The organism is Streptomyces montanus, assembly GCF_005786655.1.
Lineage (GTDB): Bacteria > Actinomycetota > Actinomycetes > Streptomycetales > Streptomycetaceae > Streptomyces > Streptomyces sporangiiformans.
In genome coordinates, this window is sequence record NZ_VBZC01000042.1 from 1 (window position 1) to 19,581 (window position 19,581).

The 19,581-nt window shown below is 70.8% G+C and carries 24 protein-coding genes and 1 pseudogene; 11 read left to right on the forward strand and 14 right to left on the reverse strand.

The features are described from left to right. From FE633_RS31235 to FE633_RS31245, 3 genes are all read left to right on the forward strand, one after another. The coding region (locus tag FE633_RS31235; protein ID WP_138048536.1) for an ROK family protein at positions 1-359 on the forward strand (359 nt) is incomplete at its 5' end. Positions 360-502: 143 nt separating this feature from the next. Continuing rightward, positions 503-706: a hypothetical protein gene (locus FE633_RS31240; RefSeq protein ID WP_138048537.1), complete on the forward strand. Its 204-nt coding sequence runs from the start codon at positions 503-505 to the stop codon at positions 704-706. 161 nt (positions 707-867) lie between these two features. After that, positions 868-1,908 (forward strand): NUDIX hydrolase, encoded by a 1,041-nt coding sequence (locus FE633_RS31245; RefSeq protein WP_138048538.1) that lies wholly within the window; start codon positions 868-870, stop codon positions 1,906-1,908. A gap of 131 nt (positions 1,909-2,039) precedes the next feature. On the opposite strand, the gene FE633_RS31250 is transcribed toward FE633_RS31245, so the two are convergent. Next, entirely contained in the window at positions 2,040-3,395 is a 1,356-nt protein-coding gene (locus tag FE633_RS31250; protein WP_138048539.1) for a dipeptidase, read from the reverse strand. Positions 3,396-3,571: 176 nt separating this feature from the next. Between FE633_RS31250 and FE633_RS31255 the strand changes: the two genes are divergently transcribed. Then, a complete protein-coding gene (locus FE633_RS31255; protein ID WP_138048540.1) occupies positions 3,572-4,774 on the forward strand; it encodes a geranylgeranyl reductase family protein in 1,203 nt (400 codons plus the stop codon). A 60-nt stretch (positions 4,775-4,834) separates the two neighbouring features. On the opposite strand, the gene FE633_RS31260 is transcribed toward FE633_RS31255, so the two are convergent. Next, positions 4,835-5,287 carry a nitroreductase/quinone reductase family protein gene (locus FE633_RS31260; protein WP_138048541.1) on the reverse strand — a complete coding sequence of 151 codons (453 nt, stop codon included), beginning with the start codon at positions 5,285-5,287 and terminating at the stop codon, positions 4,835-4,837. Positions 5,288-5,416: 129 nt separating this feature from the next. Here FE633_RS31260 and FE633_RS31265 point away from each other — a divergent pair, with 129 nt between their 5' ends. The 3 genes from FE633_RS31265 (at position 5,417) to FE633_RS31275 (ending at position 8,192) form a co-directional block, all read left to right on the forward strand. After that, on the forward strand, positions 5,417-6,151 hold the full coding sequence (locus FE633_RS31265; protein WP_138048542.1) for a TetR/AcrR family transcriptional regulator: 735 nt from the start codon (positions 5,417-5,419) through the stop codon (positions 6,149-6,151). 83 nt (positions 6,152-6,234) lie between these two features. Further along, entirely contained in the window at positions 6,235-7,530 is a 1,296-nt protein-coding gene (locus tag FE633_RS31270; protein ID WP_246113914.1) for a sensor histidine kinase, read from the forward strand. Further along, positions 7,527-8,192 carry a response regulator transcription factor gene (locus tag FE633_RS31275; protein ID WP_138048544.1) on the forward strand — a complete coding sequence of 222 codons (666 nt, stop codon included), beginning with the start codon at positions 7,527-7,529 and terminating at the stop codon, positions 8,190-8,192. Before FE633_RS31270 ends, FE633_RS31275 begins: the two co-directional genes overlap by 4 nt. Here the strand turns inward: FE633_RS31275 and FE633_RS31280 are convergent. The 3 genes from FE633_RS31280 to FE633_RS31290 all read right to left on the reverse strand — a co-directional run bounded on the left by FE633_RS31280 (position 8,153) and on the right by FE633_RS31290 (position 10,864). Continuing rightward, positions 8,153-8,437, reverse strand: coding sequence for a DUF6332 family protein (locus FE633_RS31280; protein WP_138048545.1), 285 nt, complete (start codon positions 8,435-8,437; stop codon positions 8,153-8,155). The genes FE633_RS31275 and FE633_RS31280 overlap by 40 nt on opposite strands. An 81-nt stretch (positions 8,438-8,518) precedes the next feature. After that, a complete protein-coding gene (locus tag FE633_RS31285) occupies positions 8,519-10,003 on the reverse strand; it encodes an MFS transporter (protein WP_138048546.1) in 1,485 nt (494 codons plus the stop codon). Positions 10,004-10,126: 123 nt separating this feature from the next. After that, on the reverse strand, positions 10,127-10,864 hold the full coding sequence (locus tag FE633_RS31290; RefSeq protein ID WP_138048547.1) for a maleylpyruvate isomerase family mycothiol-dependent enzyme: 738 nt from the start codon (positions 10,862-10,864) through the stop codon (positions 10,127-10,129). Positions 10,865-11,070: 206 nt separating this feature from the next. On the opposite strand from FE633_RS31290, the gene FE633_RS31295 reads away from it, so the two are divergent. Beyond that, positions 11,071-11,610, forward strand: coding sequence for a hypothetical protein (locus FE633_RS31295; RefSeq protein WP_138048548.1), 540 nt, complete (start codon positions 11,071-11,073; stop codon positions 11,608-11,610). Positions 11,611-11,658: 48 nt separating this feature from the next. Here FE633_RS31295 and FE633_RS49335 read toward each other — a convergent pair whose 3' ends face one another. The 6 genes from FE633_RS49335 to FE633_RS31330 form a co-directional block, all read right to left on the reverse strand. Continuing rightward, the gene (locus FE633_RS49335) at positions 11,659-11,790 is read right to left on the reverse strand and encodes a hypothetical protein (RefSeq protein ID WP_281291294.1); all 132 of its coding nucleotides are present in this window, start codon (positions 11,788-11,790) and stop codon (positions 11,659-11,661) included. A 274-nt stretch (positions 11,791-12,064) separates the two neighbouring features. Next, positions 12,065-12,628, reverse strand: a complete 564-nt coding sequence (locus FE633_RS31305; protein WP_138048549.1) for a hemerythrin domain-containing protein — start codon at positions 12,626-12,628, stop codon at positions 12,065-12,067. Positions 12,629-12,798: 170 nt separating this feature from the next. Next, the gene (locus FE633_RS31310; protein ID WP_138048550.1) at positions 12,799-13,566 is read right to left on the reverse strand and encodes a metallophosphoesterase family protein; all 768 of its coding nucleotides are present in this window, start codon (positions 13,564-13,566) and stop codon (positions 12,799-12,801) included. Next, positions 13,563-13,889 carry a hypothetical protein gene (locus FE633_RS31315; protein WP_425473251.1) on the reverse strand — a complete coding sequence of 109 codons (327 nt, stop codon included), beginning with the start codon at positions 13,887-13,889 and terminating at the stop codon, positions 13,563-13,565. Before FE633_RS31315 ends, FE633_RS31310 begins: the two co-directional genes overlap by 4 nt. Beyond that, positions 13,886-14,572, reverse strand: coding sequence for a nucleotidyltransferase family protein (locus FE633_RS31320; protein ID WP_138048551.1), 687 nt, complete (start codon positions 14,570-14,572; stop codon positions 13,886-13,888). The genes FE633_RS31315 and FE633_RS31320 overlap by 4 nt, the downstream gene beginning before the upstream one ends. 627 nt (positions 14,573-15,199) lie before the next feature. Then, positions 15,200-15,505 carry a hypothetical protein gene (locus tag FE633_RS31330; protein WP_138048552.1) on the reverse strand — a complete coding sequence of 102 codons (306 nt, stop codon included), beginning with the start codon at positions 15,503-15,505 and terminating at the stop codon, positions 15,200-15,202. A 145-nt stretch (positions 15,506-15,650) separates the two neighbouring features. Between FE633_RS31330 and FE633_RS31335 the strand changes: the two genes are divergently transcribed. After that, the gene (locus tag FE633_RS31335; RefSeq protein ID WP_171060185.1) at positions 15,651-16,214 is read left to right on the forward strand and encodes a hypothetical protein; all 564 of its coding nucleotides are present in this window, start codon (positions 15,651-15,653) and stop codon (positions 16,212-16,214) included. A gap of 32 nt (positions 16,215-16,246) precedes the next feature. Next, a complete protein-coding gene (locus tag FE633_RS31340) occupies positions 16,247-16,501 on the forward strand; it encodes a DUF6158 family protein (protein ID WP_246113915.1) in 255 nt (84 codons plus the stop codon). Between the two features lie 11 nt (positions 16,502-16,512). Here the strand turns inward: FE633_RS31340 and FE633_RS31345 are convergent, their stop codons facing one another. The 3 genes and pseudogenes from FE633_RS31345 to FE633_RS48775 all read right to left on the reverse strand — a co-directional run. Next, positions 16,513-17,688, reverse strand: a complete 1,176-nt coding sequence (locus FE633_RS31345; protein WP_138048600.1) for an MFS transporter — start codon at positions 17,686-17,688, stop codon at positions 16,513-16,515. Positions 17,689-18,172: 484 nt separating this feature from the next. Then, positions 18,173-18,820: an MBL fold metallo-hydrolase gene (locus tag FE633_RS31350; protein WP_138048553.1), complete on the reverse strand. Its 648-nt coding sequence runs from the start codon at positions 18,818-18,820 to the stop codon at positions 18,173-18,175. Continuing rightward, a pseudogene (locus FE633_RS48775) lies at positions 18,817-19,014 on the reverse strand (S-(hydroxymethyl)mycothiol dehydrogenase); the annotation flags it as partial. The gene FE633_RS31350 and the pseudogene FE633_RS48775, both read right to left, overlap by 4 nt. A 103-nt stretch (positions 19,015-19,117) precedes the next feature. On the opposite strand from FE633_RS48775, the gene FE633_RS31360 reads away from it, so the two are divergent. Then, the gene (locus FE633_RS31360) at positions 19,118-19,369 is read left to right on the forward strand and encodes a 2Fe-2S iron-sulfur cluster-binding protein (protein ID WP_425473252.1); all 252 of its coding nucleotides are present in this window, start codon (positions 19,118-19,120) and stop codon (positions 19,367-19,369) included. Positions 19,370-19,581: the final 212 nt, after the last annotated feature.

Genomic DNA, 19,581 nt, shown 5'->3' on the forward strand with positions numbered 1-19,581 from the left:
GGCGGCCGGGCGCCGACGGTGACGCCTCGGCCGCCGCGGTGGCCGCCGCCGCCCGCGCCGGTGACGCCGTCGCGATCGCCTCCTTCGAGCGGGCCGCCCGGGCACTGGCGGCCGGCATCGCGGCGACCGCGACCCTGGTGGAGATCGACATCGCGGTGATCGGCGGGGGAGTGGGCAAGGCGGGGGACATCCTGTTCACGCCCCTGCGCCACGCGCTCCGTCAGTACGCGACGTTGTCCTTCGTGCAGCACCTGACCGTGGCGCCCGCCGTGATGGGCACGGATGCGGGCCTGGTCGGAGCGGCCGCGGCGGCTTTGCGGCGCCGAGAGGACGCGCCTACGGCGGGACTCGCGAGCTGACGCCTCCGGCGCGAGCGGCGGAGGGAGGGGCGCGCGGGTTCGGGCGTCGCCGAGCCGCGCCGTCGCCGTGCCTCCCGGCCAGAAGAACGCAGCGCGAGGTTCTGGCGCCGTGACTTGTGCCCCGTTTCTCAGTTGAGCCGGGCATGAAGAAGCGAAGCATGCTCGCCGTCGCGTCCCTCGCCGCCGGATTCGTGGTGGCCGCGGTCACGCCGTCCCACTCCCTCGACAGCGATGCCCTCGGCAACGTCGAGGTACCGGACACGCTCAGCACGCTGGACAAGACGGTCGACGACGGCAGCAGCCTGGCCCCCGACGACGCCGTCCTGGGCCAGCAGTTGAAGAACTGACCGACCATCGGCCCTCGCCGGCCACGTCCCGACCCGAAGCCCGGCCGTCCCGGCCGGGCTTCCGCTTGTCTCCGACCCTGCGGAAGGCGTCCTCATCAGGGCCTGGTTTTCATGGCAGGGTGGAGGGCAAGCCTCAGGGGGCCAACAGAAGAGGGGGAACCGTGATCGTCTGGATCAACGGTGCGTTCGGTGCGGGGAAGACCACCACCGCACGGGAACTGATCGACCTGATCCCGAACAGCACACTCTTCGACCCCGAGCTCATCGGAGCCGGGCTGACGCAACTGCTGCCGCCCAAGCACCTCGCCGAGGTCGGAGACTTCCAGGACCTGCCGATCTGGCGGCGGCTCGTGGTCGACACCGCGGCCGCGCTGCTCGCCGAACTCGGCGGCGTCCTGGTGGTGCCCATGGCGCTGCTGCGCCAGGACTACCGCGACGAGATCTTCGGCGGACTCGCCTCACGAAGGATTCCGGTACGCCATGTGCTCCTCGCCCCGGCGGAAACGATCCTGCGGGAGCGAATAGCCGCCCGCGAGGTGCCACCCGACCTTCCCGACGGGGAGATACGGGTGCGCCAGTGGTCGTACGACCACATCGAGCCCTACCGCGCCGCCCTGGCCGGCTGGCTCACCGCTGACGCCCACCCCGTCGACACCAGCGCGCTCACCCCGTACGAAGCCGCAGAGCGCGTCGCCGACGCCGTGCGCACCGGCGCCGTCTCCGTCTGCGACATAGTGCAGACCCCCGAGCCCACCGCGGAGACCGTCGCCGCAGGCGTGCTTCTCTTCGACGAGCACGACCGCGTGCTCCTCGTCGATCCGACCTACAAGGCCGGCTGGGAGTTCCCCGGCGGCGTCGTCGAACGCGGCGAGGCACCCGCGCGTGCCGGTATGCGCGAGGTCGCCGAGGAGACCGGCATCCAACTCGACGACGTACCGAGCCTGTTGGTCGTCGACTGGGAATCGCCCAGGCCCCCGGGCTACGGCGGACTGCGCCTCCTGTTCGACGGTGGGCGGCTCGACGGCGAGGCGGCCCGGCGGATGCTGCTGCCGGGCCCCGAACTGCGCGACTGGCGCTTCGTCACCGAGGAGGAGGCCGCCACCCTGCTGCCCCCCGTCCGCTACGAGCGGCTGCGCTGGGCGCTGCGCGCACGGGAACGGGGAGCCGCACTGTACCTGGAGGCCGGGGTGCCCGTGGGATAGGAGCGCCCGTGGGGATGAGCGGCGGTACGGGCCCGGTGGCACCAGACCTCAGCCGTACGCCGACCAGACCTCAGTCGTACGCCGACCGGGCCTGAGCCGTACGCCAGCCGGGCCGCCCCGCCCGAACTCGCTCAGCCCGCCGCGTAGTTGCGCAGGAACAGAGCCTCCGCGACGGCGAGGCGCTCCAACTCCTCGGGCGACACACTCTCGTTCACGGCGTGGATCTGCGCCTCCGGCTCGCTGAGGCCGATCAGGAGGATCTCCGCCCGCGGGTAGAGGGACGCGAGGGTGTTGCACAGCGGGATGGAGCCGCCCTGCCCCGCGTACTGCATCTCCGCCCCGTCGTACGCGACGCTCATCGCCTCGGCCATCGCCGCGTACGCCGGGCTGGAGGTGTCGGCACGGAACGCCTGGCCCTGGCCGATCTGTTCCGTCCGCACCCGGGCGCCCCACGGCGTGTGCGCCTCCAGATGGGCCTGGAGCAGCTTGGTCGCCTCCACCGCGTCCACGCCCGGCGGCACCCGCAGGCTGATCAGCGCGCGGGCGCCCGCCTGCACCGACGGGGTGGCGCCGACCACCGGCGGGCAGTCGATGCCGAGCACGGTCACGGCCGGACGCGCCCAGATCCGGTCGGCGATCGTGCCGGAGCCGATCAGTTCCACACCGTCGAGCACCTTGGCGTCCTGGCGGAACTGGGCTTCCTCGTACTGCAGGCCCTCCCACCGGGCCTCGCTCGTGAGGCCGTCGACGGTCGTCGAGCCGTCCGCGGCGCGCAGCGAGTCCAGTACGCGGATCAACGCGCCGAGCGCGTCGGGCGCCGCGCCGCCGAACTGCCCCGAGTGCAGGTTGCCTTCAAGGGTGTCGACCTGGACGCGTACGAGCGTCATACCGCGCAGCGCCGAGGTGGCCGTCGGCAGGCCGACCCGGAAGTTGCCGGAGTCACCGATGACGATCGCGTCGGCGGTGAGCAGCTCCGGGTGCTGCTCGGCGTACCGCTCCAGGCCGCCCGTGCCCTGCTCCTCCGAACCCTCCACGATCACCTTGACGTTGACCGGGAGTCCGCCGTTCGCCTTGAGTGCGCGCAGGGCCAGCAGATGCATGACGAAGCCGCCCTTGCAGTCGGCGGCTCCCCGCCCGTACCAGCGGCCGTCGCGCTCCGTCAGCTCGAACGGCGGTGTCAGCCAAGCCGCTTCGTCGAGCGGCGGCTGCACGTCGTAGTGCGCGTACAGCAGCACGGTCTTCGCACCCTCGGGCCCGGGCAGGAAGCCGTACACCGACTGCGTGCCGTCCGGGGTGTCGAGCAGCGCCACCTCCTGGAAACCCTCGGCGTGCAGCGCTTCGGCCACCCAGTTCGCCGCTCCCTCGCTCTCGCTCCTGGGGAACTGGTCGAAGTCCGCCACCGACTTGAAGGCCACCAGCTCGGTGAGCTCCGCCTTCGCCCTGGGTATCAGTGAGGCGACGGTCTCGGCGACCGGATTCGACGACATGGGCACGCTCCTCGTAGGTGCGACGTTGCACGGATGGGTACAGGTGGGATGCACGTGCATACGGGTGCGCCTCGCGCATACGCTGCCGATACTCCCACAGCGGTCTTCGCCGAGCCCCGCCCGTAGGATGCGTGAGGTAGGTGCGGCAGGCGGCTGGATCGGAGCAGCAGACCATCGTGAGCAGCGAGAACTCTTCGGACGACGCACAGCGGGTATGGGACGTCGTCGTGGTCGGGGCGGGGCCTGCGGGCGCCTCGGCGGCCTACGCGGCAGCGGTCGCGGGGCGCCGCGTCCTGTTGCTGGAGAAGGCTGAGCTGCCCCGCTACAAAACGTGCGGCGGCGGCATCATCGGCCCCTCGCGAGACGCCCTGCCGCCCGGCTTCGAGCTGCCGCTCCGGGACCGGGTGCAGGCGGTCACGTTCTCGCTCGACGGCAAGTTCGCCCGCACCCGACGCTCCCGGCACACGCTGTTCGGGCTCATCAACCGGCCCGAGTTCGACCAGCAGCTCGTCGAGCACGCGCAGAAGGCGGGCGCCGAACTGCGCACCGGTGCCACGGTCTCGCGGGTGGAACAGCACGGATCCGCCGTACCGGACCGGCGCACCGTGGCCGTCGTACTGCAGGACGGCGAGACGCTGCTGGCGCGTGCCGTGGTGGGCGCGGACGGCAGTGCCAGCCGGATAGGAGCGCATGTCGGGGTGAAGCTCGACCAGGTCGACCTCGGTCTGGAAGCGGAGATCCCCGTCCCGGAGACCGTCGCCGAGGACTGGAAGGGGCGGGTCCTCATCGACTGGGGCCCCATGCCCGGCAGTTACGGGTGGGTGTTCCCCAAGGGCGACACGCTCACCGTCGGTGTGATCTCGGCGCGTGGTGAAGGAGCCGCCACCAAGCGGTACCTGGAGGACTTCATCGCCCGGCTCGGGCTGGCCGGCTTCGAGCCGAGCATCTCGTCGGGGCATCTGACGCGCTGCCGTGCCGACGACTCGCCGCTGTCGCGCGGGCGGGTCCTGGTGTGCGGGGACGCGGCGGGCCTCCTGGAGCCGTGGACCCGCGAGGGCATCTCGTTCGCTCTGCGCTCGGGGCGGCTCGCGGGGGAGTGGGCGGTACGGATCGCCGAGGCGCACGACGCCGTGGACACCCGGCGCCAGGCCCTGAACTACGCCTTCGCCGTCAAGGCGGGGCTCGGGGTGGAGATGAGTGTGGGCAAGCGGCTGCTGACGGTCTTCGAGCGCCGCCCCGGGCTCTTCCACGCGGCCATCACCGGGTTCCGGCCCGCCTGGAAGGCCTTCGTCGGCATCACGCGCGGTTCCACGTCACTCGGTGAGATCGTCCGCACCCACCCGATGGCCGGGCGCGCACTGACCGCGCTCGACCGGTAGGCACGGGGCGGCCGGCCGCCGGCCGCCGGGGGCAGGGGGCAGGGGCGCTCAGGGCGCCGGTCACGATGTGACGGTGATCCGGAAGACGGGGTGGTCGGCGGCGGCCGCGATCAGTTCCTCGTCGGTGGACTTGGCCGTGACCCCCTGGAAGTACTGGTTGACCTCCCAGCCCCACTTCTCCAGGTAGGTGCGCAGGATCGGGAGCTTCTCCTCGTCGGGGAGTTCCACCGCCTCGAAGGTGCGGACCTTCCGGCCGACGCGCAGCTCGCCGCCGCCCGCGACCCGCATGTTGCGCACCCACTGGGAGTGGCCGCGGGCCGAGACCAGGTACTGGGTGCCCTCGTAGGTGTGCGGGTTGACGGGGATGCGCTGCATCTGGCCGCTCTTGCGGCCGCGCACCGACATCTCGGCGGAGCCCATGAGGCTGATGCCGTGCCGGGCGAGCCAGCCGATGACGCTGTTCAGACGGACGTTGAGCGGGCTGCCCTTGAGGTAGTACTGCGACGACGACATGGTGACTCCCACCGTTTGAGAGAGCGATGCTCTCGCTTGAGAGCAGTGTGCACGAGATCGGTGATCCAAAGCAAGAGCAGTGCTCTCGATTGTGTGCGCTGCTCTCGAAAACATGGGACACTGCCTCGTATGAGTACCGCACGAGGAGCCCGCGCCCGCGCCCGGATCGAAGTCACCACGGCCATCAAGGACGAGGCGCGCAGACAGCTCGCGAAGGAAGGCGCCGCCAAACTCTCGCTCCGGGCCGTGGCCCGCGAACTCGGCATGGTCTCCTCCGCGCTGTACCGCTACTTCCCCAGCCGTGACGACCTGTTGACCGCGCTCATCACCGACGCCTACGACTCGCTCGGCGAGACCGCGGAGGCGGCGCACGGCAAGGTCGCCGCCGAAGGCCCGATCCGCCGCTGGGCCGCGGTGTGCGAGGCGGTACGCGGCTGGGCGCTGGCGCATCCGCACGAGTACGCGCTGATCTACGGCTCGCCCGTGCCCGGGTACGCGGCGCCGGACTCGACCGTGCCGGCGGCGTCCCGTGTCGGGCTGCTGCTCATCGACATCGTCCGGGACGCGCACCAAGGACGCGGCGTCGCGCTCACCCCGCTGCCCGCCGAACTCGAGCCCGAGGCCCGGCGGATGGCCGAGGACCTCGCGCCCGATCTGCCGCCGGAGGTCGTGACGGCGCTCGTCGCGGCGTGGGCGCAGCTGTTCGGGCTGATCGGCTTCGAGTTGTTCGGGCAGTTCCACCGCGTGGTCGAGGACCGCGAGGCGTTCTTCCGGAACGCGGCGACCCGGCTCGGCCATGGCGTGGGCCTGGTGTTCCCTCAGGGCGGCGGCACAGGAAGCGGCGGCAACAGGCAGGGGTCCTGACGGCGGCTGCCTCGGGGTACTCCGCCGGGAGTACGTGTGATCACCACGCTCGGCGGACGCCGGGGCGAGCCGTGGCGTCTAGCGTGGCAGGCATGGAAGAGCAGCGCACGCGCCGGTGTGGTGGCCCGCCCTGGTCGCGGGGCGGGCCACTGGGGCGAGGGCACGCCGGGCCGCTGTGGCGAGGGCCTCACCGTCCTCCGTGGTGGAACCGTCAGGACGAGGAGGAGGGGAGCCGTACTCGATGGCCGTGGCGCTCGACGCTGCTTGTCACCGCGTTCGTGCTCATCGGCAGCGGCTTCGCCGCGCACGCGCAGCCCGAGCGAGAGCCCCTCGGCCTCGCCGCGCGAGCGCTGCTGCTCACGGGCAGCGTCCTTCTCCTGTGGCGGCATCGGTATCCGGTCCTCGTGATGTTCGGCACCGCGGCGTCGGCGATGCTCTACTTGGGCGCCGGTTATCCGTACGGCCCGATCTTCCTGACCGTGGCCCTCGCTTGCTTCAGCGCCGTCGTCGCCGGGCATCGAAGGGCTGCCTGGGCGGCGCTCGGCACGCTGTGGGTGACGCAGCTGCTGGTGGGGCACTGGCTCTACCAGTGGCTGCCGGGGGACGACGGTACGGAGGCCTCCTGGGGCGAGGACGTCTCTGTCGCCGCCTGGATGGTGGCCATCGCCGCGGTCTCCGAGCTCGTCCGCGTACGCCGGGAGCAGTGGGACCGGGAACGGTCGGAGCGCCTGCAGGCGGCCAAGCGGCGTGCCGACGAGGAGCGGCTGCGGATCGCCCGCGAGCTGCACGACGTGCTGGCCCACAGCATCTCGGTCATCAACGTCCAGGCGGGCGTGGGCCTCGCGCTGCTCGATTCCGACCCGGAACAGGCTCGTACCGCGCTCACCACCATCAAGGCGGCGAGCAAGGAGGCCCTGGGGGAGGTCCGCCAGGTGCTCGACACACTGCGCACGCCCGGCGACGCGCCGCGCGCGCCGGCGCCCGGCCTCGATCGCCTGCCCGAACTCGTCGAGCAGGCGGCGGGCGCCGGACTGACGGTCGGCGTCGAGACCGAGGGGGAGCGCCGGGGCCTGCCGCCGGGTGCGGACCTCGCCGCGTTCCGCATCGTCCAGGAGGCGCTGACCAACGTCGTACGGCACTCCGGTTCGCGGCACGCGCGCGTGCTCCTCGACTACACGGGCGGCGCCCTGAAGCTCCGTATCGACGACGACGGACCGGCGACCGGCGAGGACGCGGGCGGCAGCGGCAACGGACTGGCCGGAATGCGGGAGCGGGCCGCGGCCCTGGGTGGCACGATCGAGGCCGGACCGCGCGAGGACGGCGGCTTCCGGGTGCTGGCGGTGCTGCCGATCGACGTCAAGGTCAAGGAGGACCGGTGATCCGTGTACTGCTCGCCGACGACCAGTCACTGGTGCGCGCAGGCTTCAAGGCGCTCCTCGGTGCGCAGCCGGACATCGAGGTGGCCGGTGAGGCGGCCGACGGTGAGGAGGCGCTGCGCGCGGTGCGCGAACTGCGCCCCGATGTCGTCCTGATGGACATCCGCATGCCTCTGCTCGACGGCCTCGCCGCGACCCGCCGCATCACCGACGACGCCGATCTGAAGAACGTCAAGGTGGTCATGCTCACCACCTTCGAGCTCGACGAGTACGTCTTCGAGGCCATCCGTTCCGGAGCCTCCGGCTTCCTCGTCAAGGACACCGAACCGGACGAACTGCTGCGCGCGGTCAGGGCGGTGGTCGAGGGTGACGCGCTGCTGTCGCCCGGAGTGACGCGGCGGCTCATCGCCGAGTTCGCGGCGAGGTCCAAGGAGCCCGCGGCAGCGCAGTCACTCGCCGAACTCACCGAGCGGGAGCGGGAGGTGATGGCTCTGGTGGGGATCGGGCTGTCCAACGAGGAGATCGCCCGGCGGCTGGTCGTCAGTCCCCTCACGGCGAAGACCCATGTGAGCCGCACGATGGTGAAGCTGGGCGCTCGGGACCGGGCCCAACTGGTCGTGCTGGCCTATGAGTCGGGGTTGGTGCGGCCGGGCTGGCTGGGCTGAGGCCCGCGCCGGAAACGAACCAGCACACTGACCACGCGGACGACGAAGACACCGACGGCGAGCCCGGCCCCGGTGCGGAGCAGCGGGCCTTTGACGGTGTCCGGAAGATCGAAGAGAAATGCCGGGCCGGCCACGGCCCCGAAGAGGACGGCCGCCGCGAACGCCGCACTGCACAGCGCGTATCCGATCTCGACGGTGATCGCGTCCCGCTCGCCCTGAGTCCGCCGCCCCGCGTTGTTCGCCATACGCCGAGTCTCACAGCGTGCGCCCGGCCGGACAAGAAGAGGCCGCCGGGCGCACGTACTTGAGTAGTCGTCAGCCTGTCGTCAGTCGCGGACCGGCACCCGCTCCTCCAGCACGTCCTCGGACTTGGCGACGAGGACCGTCCGCTGGGGACGGTGCGTACGCCGTGTGCGCAGCCCCGTGGCCGTGATGAGCAGCCCCACCACCGCGATCGCCGTCACCACGATCAGTCCCGTGCGGTAGCTGTCGAGAACGGCCTGCGGAGAGGAGCCCTCGGAGGCGCTCGCGGTCACGACGGCCGTCACGACCGCCAGGAAGATGGCGCCGCCCACCTGCACCGAGGTGTTGAGCAGACCCGAGACCATGCCCTGCTCATGGTCGTCCACGCCGTTGGTGGCCTGGATGTTGAGCGAGGGGAAGACCAGTGCGCACGCGGCGCCGATGAGGAGCATCGTCGGCAGGATCACCGCCGCGTACACCGGGTCGAGGCTGACGCGCAGGAACAGCGCGTACCCGAGGACCATCAGGGCGAAGCCGACCGGAATCAGCCGCCGCGTGCCGAACCGGTCCACGACCGCTCCCATCTTGGTGGCGGACAGTGCGACCAGCGCGCCCGCGGGCAGGAAGGCGAGGGCGGTTTCCAGGGCCGACCAGCCGAGCAGCGACTGCAGGTACAGCGTGGCCAGGAACTGATAGCCGATGTACGAGCCGAAGAACGTCATCGCGCCGAGCTGGGCCCGGAGCTGGCTGCCGGAGCGCAGAACGCCGAGCCGGATCAGCGGACCGGGCGAGCGTCGCTCGATCCGGACGAAGACCGTGAGGAGGACGGCGACGACGAGGAACGACAGGAGTGTGCGGGCCGAGGCCCAGCCGGCCTCCGGGGCCTGGACGACGGTGTAGACGAGCAGCAGCATCGACGCCGTGCCGATGATGGCACCCGGTATGTCGTAGCCGTTGTGGTCCTTCTCCCGCTCGCTGCGCGGGAGCAGCTTGAGGCCGGCGAGCAGGGCGACGACCGCGATGGGCGCGGGCAGCAGCATGGTCAGACGCCAGCTGGCCTCGGTGAGCAGTCCGGACAGGACGAGGCCCATGGAGAAGCCGGTGGCGGCGCAGGTGGTGTAGATCGAGAGGGCGCGGTTGCGCAGGGGGCCCTCGGCGAAGGTCGTGGTGATGATCGACAGGCCCGCGGGCGCGGTGAACGCCGCGCTCAGACCCTTGATGAAGCGGCTGGCGATCAGCAGCGGACCTGAGTCGACGAGCCCGCCGAGCAGCGAGGCGAGCGCGAAGACGCCCAGGGCGACCAGGAAGACCTGGCGGCGGCCCAGCAGGTCGGCGGTCCGTCCGCCGAGGAGCAGCAGTCCGCCGTAGCCCAGGATGTAGCCGCTGACGACCCATTGGAGGGTCGAGGTGGAGAGATCGAGTTCGGAGCCGATGGACGGCAGGGCTACGCCGACCATCGACACGTCCAGCGCGTCCAGGAACATCGCCGCGCAGAGCACCAGCAGGGTGCCCCACAGGCGAGGGGTCCAGCGTTCCTGGGACGCGGGGGCGGTGAGCGGAGAGGTCATGCGCCACACAGTACATGCGCATGCATTTGATGTAAGTGCATTTAATGCGGATGCAACAAAAGGCGATTCCTTGCTACGGTGCGGGCATGGCGGCCGTGGAGAAACGCCGAGCAGGGCGGTTGCTCAGCCCCAGGTGACGGCCGACTTCTCGCGCCACAGGGTCGCCAGCGAGGAGTCCCCGGCCACGCGCGGGAACGGACGGCGGTTCCACAGCGACAGGTAGAGGGCGGCGGCGGGCCCCGCCACCTCGCAGTCGGCCTCGGCCGTGTCGCCCCTCTCGCAAGTGGGCGGCTCGGCCGAGAGCCTTACGGTCCACACCGCGTCCGTGTCCTCGGCCCGCACCCTGAGCACCCGCGGCGCATCCGTGCGCACCCTGCTCTTGGGACGCGCATGGAAGCCGCGCAGCACCTCGTCGATGCCGTCGACCGCGAAGTCCACGGCGATCGCGCTCGGGGCCCCGCCGAGCGCTGACTCCGCGTCGACCCGGTGCACCGTCGTCTCGTGTGCCTGCCTCCGCGCCCAGAACGTGAGCGGGGAGGGCGCGGGCAGGAAGCTCCAGCACTCCACATCGGCCGGGGCGCCGGCGAGTGTGTCGACCAGCCGCCGGTGGCCCTCGCGAAACCAGGTCAGCAACTCCGCGCCGTCCAGATCGGGCAAGCCCTCGTCGGGGTGGTACGAAGTGTGCCCCTCGGCGACGAACGCAGTGGCCCAGCGGTGCACCATGCCCGTGTGCCGCACCAGGTCCCGCACCTGCCAACCGGGGCAGGTCGGAACCTTGGCGTCGGTCCCGGCCTCCTCGGCGGCCCGGGCCAACGCCTGTCCTTCCGCGCTCAGGGTCTGAACGAGCCGCTCGATCTCCATATGGGGGAGTCTGCCGGATGAAGCGCGCTCGAAGGGAAGGGTTTCGCTTCGACTGCCCACCGCTCGGGGGCGCGGGCTCGACAGCTCACACGGTGGCTGGGCGGTGTGGCCGAAGCCACTTCCTTTCCGTGGGCCGAGTCATTTGCCGGCGGGGGGCCACGGGCTAGCGTTTCCGTCGACATTTCCCCAGTAATGCGGACGGGCTGGTGCTCGCAGATCTCTCCCCGCTCATAGCGGCGACTACTCAGTGGCTGACGTATTCCTACCCGTCGGGCGGCGGTGCGCTGGACTCCGCTCTCTCCGACGTCCAGGCCCGGCAGGGCGTGACCGTCGCGGCGTGGCTGCGCTATCCGACTCCGATGGATGCCGCTCTCGTAGGGGTGGCGGGACCAGGAGGCTCCGCCCGGCTCGACTGGATCACCGGCGCGGACGGGGCCGCGTACGAGACCGGTTCCGACGGTGCTGACGAGTACGCGTGGCGCACCTGGGTGGACGAGGTCGTGGCGAGCTGGGCCGCATGCCTGCTGATCGACTCGGCACTGGCCACTGCGGCCGTGGCCGCCCTCGCCGACTGTGGACACATGGCCGGATCGCCGGTCGAGTTCCGCCGTCTGGTCGCACCGGACGAACGCGACCGGCGGGCGGCGGCGCTGCTGCGTCACCCGGACCTTCTCGCCCCCATAGCCGATCTGCATCGCGCCGACCTCATGGACCGCCTGAAGCCGGGCGAGGCGCTGACCGCCTGAGCCGGAAGACTTGCCGATCTCCTGTGCCGTGCGACGAGTGCGCGTCACTCAGCTGAGCAACACCTGGGGACTCGCCTCCTTGATCTTGGCGTTGGCCCAGCGGATCTGGCGCAGCGTGTCCGGATGGCATTCCTGGGTCAACCGAAGGAGTTCGGCGTCCTTGAGCGCCTGCGCGGCCATCCCTTCTCCCGCAGGCGTTCGGTGAGGGACGGCTCCTCGGCGGGCTCCGGTTCCCAGGAGAGGTCCTCGCGGGCCTCTGCCGCCGGATCGCCCACGGTCGGTGACACGTCGGCGGCGCTGGGCGCCGACGCCGTCGTGGTCGGGGCCGGCGCCGGCGCGTCCCGCGAGTTCACCAGCCGGATTCGGGCAGCGACGGTCTTGAAGAGCGGCTGGTTGGACGCGGGGTCCCAGTCGGTCGCCGTCAGCTCGTTGGGGTGGGCTCCTCGCAGACGCGTCAGTCCTGCTTGCCGCGCCCCGTCATCGCATCGCGCAGCCGGTCGACCAGTCCGACGCCCGGGGCCAGGAGCTTGTTGGCGGGTGGCTTGTCGGGGGCGGACGGGTGGGGGCGGGTCGGTGCCGTCTTCTTCGCCTGCCGGACCTTGTCGCCCAAGTCGTCGAGAGATCCCTCGGGGGCCGCGTCACGCAGCATCGGGAAGAGATGCTCCTCCTCGTCCGCGATGTGCGAGCGAATCTCGGTCATCAGCTTGCCGATGAGGCGGTCGAAGTGGGGGTCGTCCGCCTCGTGGCCCTCCAGGTCCTTCATGATCTGCTCGGCCCGGGAGTGGTCGTCGAGCTCCTTGTCCGCCACCGCGTCGCCGTTGGCCACGTACTGACGCACGGCCGGGTAGAGGTACGCCTCCTCGGCCACCGAGTGGCGCACCAGCTCGATGGTGGCCTGGTCCGCGTAGAGCTTGCGGTTCTTGTCACCGGGCGGGAGACCCTCGATCTTGCCGAAAAGCTCCTCGACCTCCCGGTGATCGGTCACCAGCTCGTTGATGACGTTTCCTCCGTGTCCCATGGTCAGCACCTCCATGCCGGCTGTGGCGGGTTTTGTTTGGCGGGACCGTCCGGCCTCCGGGTGCCCCTGCCGCCGGCGGGCTAACGCGGGTCTGGATCTCTTCACGACGGGAGGGAGCGTGCGTCGTTCCGTCGTCGACCTGTCGTTCTGTCGTTTTGTCGTTACGCCGTTCAGCCGGGCGTGCGGGCCGAGGCGGAGGCCGTTGCCGCGGCCTCGCGGCTGCGCAGGTGGTACACGTTGAACGCCCGGCGAATGACGGGCTGTGCGACGTTGCGGACCGGTACGCCCCCGCTGGTCATGCCGTGCTCCCGGCCCGCGTGTGCGTGCCCGTGGACTACCAGGTCCGCGCCCGCCGTGTCGACCGCCTCGGCGAGGAGGTAGCTGCCCAGGAACGGATGGATCTCCGGCGGCTCGCCGGCCAGCGTGTCCGGCACGGGGGAGTAGTGGGTGAGGGCGATCCTCGTCCCACAGCCCCGCGCCGCCAGGTCGTCGAGAGCGGTACGCAGACCGTCGGCGCAGCGGCGCGTGTACCGGATGAACTCCTTCATGAGCGGTTCCCCGAACTCGCTGCCACTGCGGCCCACGAACCCGCCGCAGAAGCCCTTGGTACCAGCGATGCCGACGCGCGTGCCGTCGATGTCGACGACCGTTCCCTGCCCCTCGAGTACGTGCACACCCGCTTCACGGAGGACGGCGGTGACCTCCTCCGGCTTCTCGTCGTGGTGGTCGTGGTTGCCGAGCACGGCGACGACCGGAACCGGCAGACCGGACACCTCCTCGGCGACCACCCGGGCCTCCTCCGGTGTGCCGTGACGGGTGAGGTCACCGGCCAGGAGCAGGAGGTCTGCGCAGTCGGGCAGGGTGTCGAAGGCCGGCCTGAACAGGCCCTGACTGTCAAGGCCCATGTGGATGTCCCCGACGGCCGCGACGCGGATCATGACACCTCCTCCGGGTGATCGGGAGCCGCGGCCTCGGCCACGACGATGTCGAAGTGGAGGGACAGCCCGGCCAGTTCCTCGTTGGCGGTGTGCATGAGCTCATCGCGGCAGTGCGCGGTGGGGACGGTGCCGATGACGGTCACCGCCGATCCGCGCGTCTCGACCCGTACGCCCAGTTCGCCCGGCTCTTCCGCGGCGAGTCGTTCTCGCAGGTGAGCGATGCGGTATTCGGTGTTCTGAGCCGTTCCGGTGCCGGCCGTGCTCCTGCTGGAGCCTGGCGGGTGTGAGACATGGTCGTTCATCGGTGGCCTCGCTGCGTTCATCGGTGGCCTCCCTGCGGTGCGATGACTTCCAGGCGTTCCAGCAGGTAGAGGAAGGCGCCCGGCATCGGTGCGTCACCGAACTCGCGGCGAACCTGGTCCCAGTCGACCCTCTCGCGCAGTTGCCGGGCGATCGGCAGGACGGCGCCGAAGTCGCAGTGGTGCTCGGAGAAGGCGGCGAGCAGACTGCGCAACAGATCGGTCGGCGACAGGACCGGCATCTGCACCGAGTCCACCGACAGTTCGGTGGCCCTGCTGAGCAGCTCGGTGGTGACAGGCTGAAGAGCCAGCTCGAAAATGAGGTCGATGTCCTGATCGAGGCACTTGGCCTTCAGCAGCCAGTCCTCGGACGGTGCGTACACATTCAGGCCGGCTTCCTCCAGTGTTGCGGCGACCGCGCCGGCGTCCTCGGGCCTGATGCAGAAGTCGGCGTCGTGCTGGAAATCGGCGGCTCCGCCGTGCGCGTAGACCGCGACACTGCCGGCGAGCGCGAAGTCGTGGCCGCCCTTTTTGAGGACGGAGGCGACGTGCTTGGCCGCCTGCAGGATCGCCCGGCTGCGGTCAGGTGGAAGCCCTTCCGTGTGCGGGTCCTGCCCAGGGCCGTACTCGACCGGCTGCCCCGTCTGACGCAGTTCAGAAGCTGGTTTCCGCCCGGGGAGAGCGGCGTCATCCGCGTTCTGCGTCACTGCTGCTCCGTTTCCGGACTCCGGCTGCTGCGCCGTCCATGCGTTTGTCGGCGGTCTCCGACGAGACCTGCGCCGGGCGGCCCCTCCCGTACCGAGCCGTCGGCACTGTCCTGTTGTGCGGGGGCGCTCAAGCGATCCTGTTGTGCAGCGGTGCTCAAGTGGTCTGCTCAAGCGGCCGGCTCGGGAGGCGGCAGAGGCCCGGGCGCCGGCCCGGGCTCCGGGTACGGATCGGGACCGGGTGCCGGCGGAACGGGGTCGGGCCCCGGCGGCGCAGGACGCGTCGGGGGAACAGGATCGGGTTCCGGGGCGGGCACCGGTCCCGGTGCCGGGCCGGGCTGCGGATCCGTCGGTCCCGGGGCCGGAGTGGGCCGGGGTGGCGTGGGGTCGGTCGGTGGAGTACTCATCGGCCCCCTTCCGTGGCGGGCTCTGCTGGCACTACGGGTCTCCACTGCGGCGCGGATCAATCACGCCGACTGCTGCGCCGGTCACCACCGGGCGCCCCGAGGCGCCTCACCGGGACCGTGCCAGACCCTGCGGTCAGGGTCGACGATCAGGCCCAGCGGTCGGACCCAGCGGTCGGACCCGGCGATCAGGCCCGGTGATCAGGCCCGGCGGTTGGCCCGGCGGTCAGGGACGTGGGTTCAGACGCCGCCGACCGCGGCGTGTGTCCCCCTCCCGGCGCCCGCAGACGGACGCGCAGCGGTGGCAGATGCGCCGGACGCGGTCGGCGGCTCCGCCCGACTCGGGGAAGATGTCGGTCCAGTCGACGCCTGGGAAACGTGCGAGCTGGGAGCGGCTGAGCGACAGACCGCAGACGGTCTGGTTCTTGCCCCGCTCCCAGCCGTGCACCTCTCCGGCGGGCAACCACCGTCCGTCGTCCTCGTCCCACCACCGCCCAGAGGCCGCCACCGCGTACTTCCTGGTCAGTGCCATGGCCCTTGAATTCCCCTCGCCGCCGCCGGGCATGCGGGCCGGGGCACATGAACAGGTGGTGGGCCGAGGTATGCGGGGTACTCGTGCGATTTCGCCGGCAAGGCCGGCAACGGCGGACAGAACCAAAAGAGAGGGGTGTTCGGGGATGACTGACTTGCAGCACTCCGACACAAGAGCGGTGCGCCACGGCGGCGGAACGCGAACGAGCCTGCTCGGCATCTACCTCAACGACCACCTGGCCGGGGCAACCACCGGCACCAGGCGAGCTCAGTACATGGCCAGGACTCTGCGTGGCTCTCCGCTCGGCGAGGCGTTGGAACCGATCGCGACCGAGATCGCCCAGGACCGGAGGAGCCTGCTGGACATCATGGGGCGGCTCGATGTTCCGGCGCGGAACTACAAGATCTATACGGGGGCGTTGGTCGAGATGGCCGGGCGCCTGAAAAGCAATGGTCGTCTTGTGCGCCGCTCTCCACTCAGCTCCGTGGTGGAGCTCGAGTTCCTTCGGCTGGGAGTCGAAGGAAAGGCCGCCGGATGGCGGACGCTGCACCGGCTCTCGGAGAGTGACGAGCGCCTCGACCGACAAGGGCTCGACGAGCTGATCGAACGAGCCCGACGACAGATGCGGACACTGGAGGACCTGCGCCTGCAGGAGGCGAAGGCAGTGTTCGGGACGACAGGACACGAGCCCGTCGGAGGCACCGGATGAGCCTCCACGGCCCCGGCATGAAGGAGAACGGCGTGACCCACCAGGACCATGGCAACGGCTTCGCCCCCGGACTGGACCCGTCCGCGCTGGACGACCAGCACCTGCTCCAGGAGCTGGAGAGCGTGCACCGCACCCGCCACGACACCTTCCTGCACGGCTCGCGGGACGCACTGGACGTGCACAGTCGTCGGACGGCGGAGCTGGAGGAGGAGTATCTCCGCCGCAATCCCGAGCGGTCGGTGACGGCCGACCGGACCCGGGCGGGGGCCCGCGCACGCGAGGGGTGACGGACGAAGTGTCAGCTCACCGCCGCGCGACGCGTCGCGAACCCGATGACGGCGGCCACGGCAGCCAGCGCCGCCACGCTAGTGAGGGCGATGGGCAGTGAGAACCAGTCCGCCATGAACCCGATCGCGGGCGGGCCGAGGAGCATGCCGCCGTAGCCCAGTGTCGAGGCGATGGCGACTCCGCTCGGGCCGGCCAGCGCGCCCGCGCGTTCGACGGCGATCGGGAAGATGTTGGCGAGGCCGAGGCCCGTGACCGCGAAACCGAGGAGTGCCGCCCACACCGACGGGGCGAGTGAGGCGACGAGCATGCCGGCCGCGGCCGTGGTGCCGCCCGCGACCACGGTCCGGGTCCGGCCGAGCCGTTCGAGGAGCGTGGTTCCGGTCAGTCGGCCGATCGTCATGGCGAGGGCGAAGCAGGAGTAGCCGGCCGCGGCGACGCCCGGGTGGGCGTCCAGGTCCTGCTCCAGGTGCAGGGCGCCCCAGTCGGCGAGCGCTCCCTCGCCGTACGCCGTGCACAGGGCGATCAGGCCGAGGACGGTGACCATTCCGCGGGTGCGGGCGTCGAGACGGCGGGGGACGTGTTCCTCGTCGCGGGTCTGATCCGGCGGTGAGGGGACCGGGGGGTCGTGGCGTAACAGGGCGCGCCCCGCGACGGCGGTCACGAGCAGGCCGACGAAGGTGAGGCCCAGCAGATGGCGGGTGGGGGACAGGGACCCCGCGACCAGGCCACCGAGCCCCGCGCCGACCATGCCGCCGAGGCTGAAGGCGGCGTGGAAGCTCGGCATGATCGGCCGCCCCAGCGCGGTCACCAGGTCGACGGCGGCGCTGTTGAACGCGACATTGATCCCGCCGTACGCGGCGCCGAACGCGAGGAGTACGGCTCCGAGGGCGGGGGCCGAGTGGGTGAGTGGAGGCAGGGCGACGCTGAGCGAGAGCAGGACGCCGCAGACCACGGTCACCGGGTGACTGCCGTAGCGGCGGCAGAGTCGGCCGGTGAGCATCATCGTGACGACCGCGCCCGCGGAGACGCCTAAGAGCGCGAGTCCGAGGGCGCTGGCGGAGGCGTTGGTCTGTTGCTTGATGGCGGGGATGCGGACGACCCAGCCGGCGAAGATGAAGCCGTCGAGGGCGAAGAAGGTGGTGAGGGCAATGCGGAGTCGGGTGAGGTCGTTGCCGTTGCCCGGCACGACGTTGTGCATTCGGGTTTTGTTTATTTGCGGCACAAAGTAAAGCTAGGCGGATGGAGGTGACAGAAGCAAGGGAGCCGATGGTGCCCGCCGGGAATGCCGAGGCGGACGCCGGCCCGTCGCGGCGGCTTGGCGGGGGCCGTGCGGCTGCTCCGGAAGCATACGGGGCGGAGGAGATCCGATGGTGATGGTGATCGCTGTAGTGCCGGGAGGGCATCTCCTCTACGAACAAAGGGAGTTGGCCCGCGTACCGAGAGGTCGCCGCCTCTCGGCACACCTGACGTTGACCCCGGCACAGCTGCGGGCCTTCGCGGCGACCGTACGCCTGGGCTCCGTGAAGGCGAGGAGGTCGGTCGGACACGCCGGAGAAAGCGATCACCCTTCTCGACGTGCGCCCTGACAAGAATTTCCCGCCACTCAGCGCGGACCGTGTCGAGTTCGCGCAGGCATCGTGGGTTCGGCACAGCCAGTCAGCCGTTCCGGGTCAGTGCCCGCGGTCAATCCACTTCTGGAGGTCAGCGGATTCAGCACCGATGGTGGTGGAGGCGCCGTGGCCGGGGCGGACGACGGTGTCCGGGGCGAGGGTGAGCAGCTGGTCACGGATGGAGCGGATGATGGTGGGGAAGTCCGAGAATGAGCGGCCTGTGGCGCCGGGCCCTCCTTGGAAGAGGGTGTCGCCGGTGAAGACGGTGCCCATGTCGGGGGCGTGCAGGCTGACCGCTCCGGGAGTGTGTCCCGGGGTGTGCAGGACGGTGAGTTCCGCACCGGCCACGGTGAGGCGGCGGTTGTGCGACAGGTAGCCGTCCGGGGCTCGGTCCGGGTGGGTCTGCTGCCACAGCAGGCGGTCGTCCAGGTGGAGCAGTAAGGGGGCTCCGGTGCGGTCGGCCAGGGCGGGGGCGGCGTTGACGTGATCGTTGTGGGCGTGGGTGCACACGACGGCGACGACTCTGCGGTCACCGATGGCGTCCATGATCCTCTCGTCGTCGTGTGCGGGATCGATCACGATGATTTCGTGGGCGTCGCCGACGAGCCAGACGTTGTTGTCGACCTCCCATGTGCCGCCGTCCAGGGAGAAGGTCCCGGAGGTGACGACGCGTTCGACGCCTTCGTGTCGGTTCGGCTCGGAAGTCACAGGACCACCACCGAGCGCAGCACGCCTCCCCGGTGCATCTTCTCGAAGGCCGCTTCGACGCCGTCGATGCCGATCTCCTCGGTGACGAACTTCTCCAGGGGGAGGCGTCCTTGCAGGTGCAGGTCGACGAGGGCGGGGAAGTCACGGGAGGGCAGGCAGTCTCTGCTCGTGGAACTGGGCTGCGATCCGGCCCGCTGCTACGAGGAGGTCTTCGCCACGGAGCCGTCCGCGGCGGCGAGGGCCGGCGCGCCGCTCGCGGACACGGAGTCGCAGCCCGAAGACTCTACGGGGTTCTCCGTGAAGTTCGCCCTGAGCGGGGTCGAGACGGTCTGCCCGCCGGACACCACCCTGCTGGAGGCCGCCGAGGCGGCCGGGCTGGGCGTACCGACGTCCTGCCGGCAGGGCCTGTGCGGCACCTGCAAGACGACGCTGGTCTCGGGGCAGGTCGACATGCCGCACGGAGGCGGCATCCGGGACCGTGAGATCGCCCGGGGCGGGGTCCTGCCGTGCTGCTCGACACCCCTGTCGGACGTCGTCATCAATCTGTGAGCACGGAGACCTTCCTGTGAGCAGGGAGATCTTCTCGAACAGCTGGAGCAGCCATGAAAGACGTGGCCATCGTCGGCGGTGGCATCGCCGCCGGTCTCGCCGCGCTGCCGCACCTCACCGACCAGCGGTGACGGAGACGGCCGCCGCGATGAGAATCCTGGACGACACCGACGTACGGGCCGTGTTCGACCTGGACATGGCGATCGCCTCGC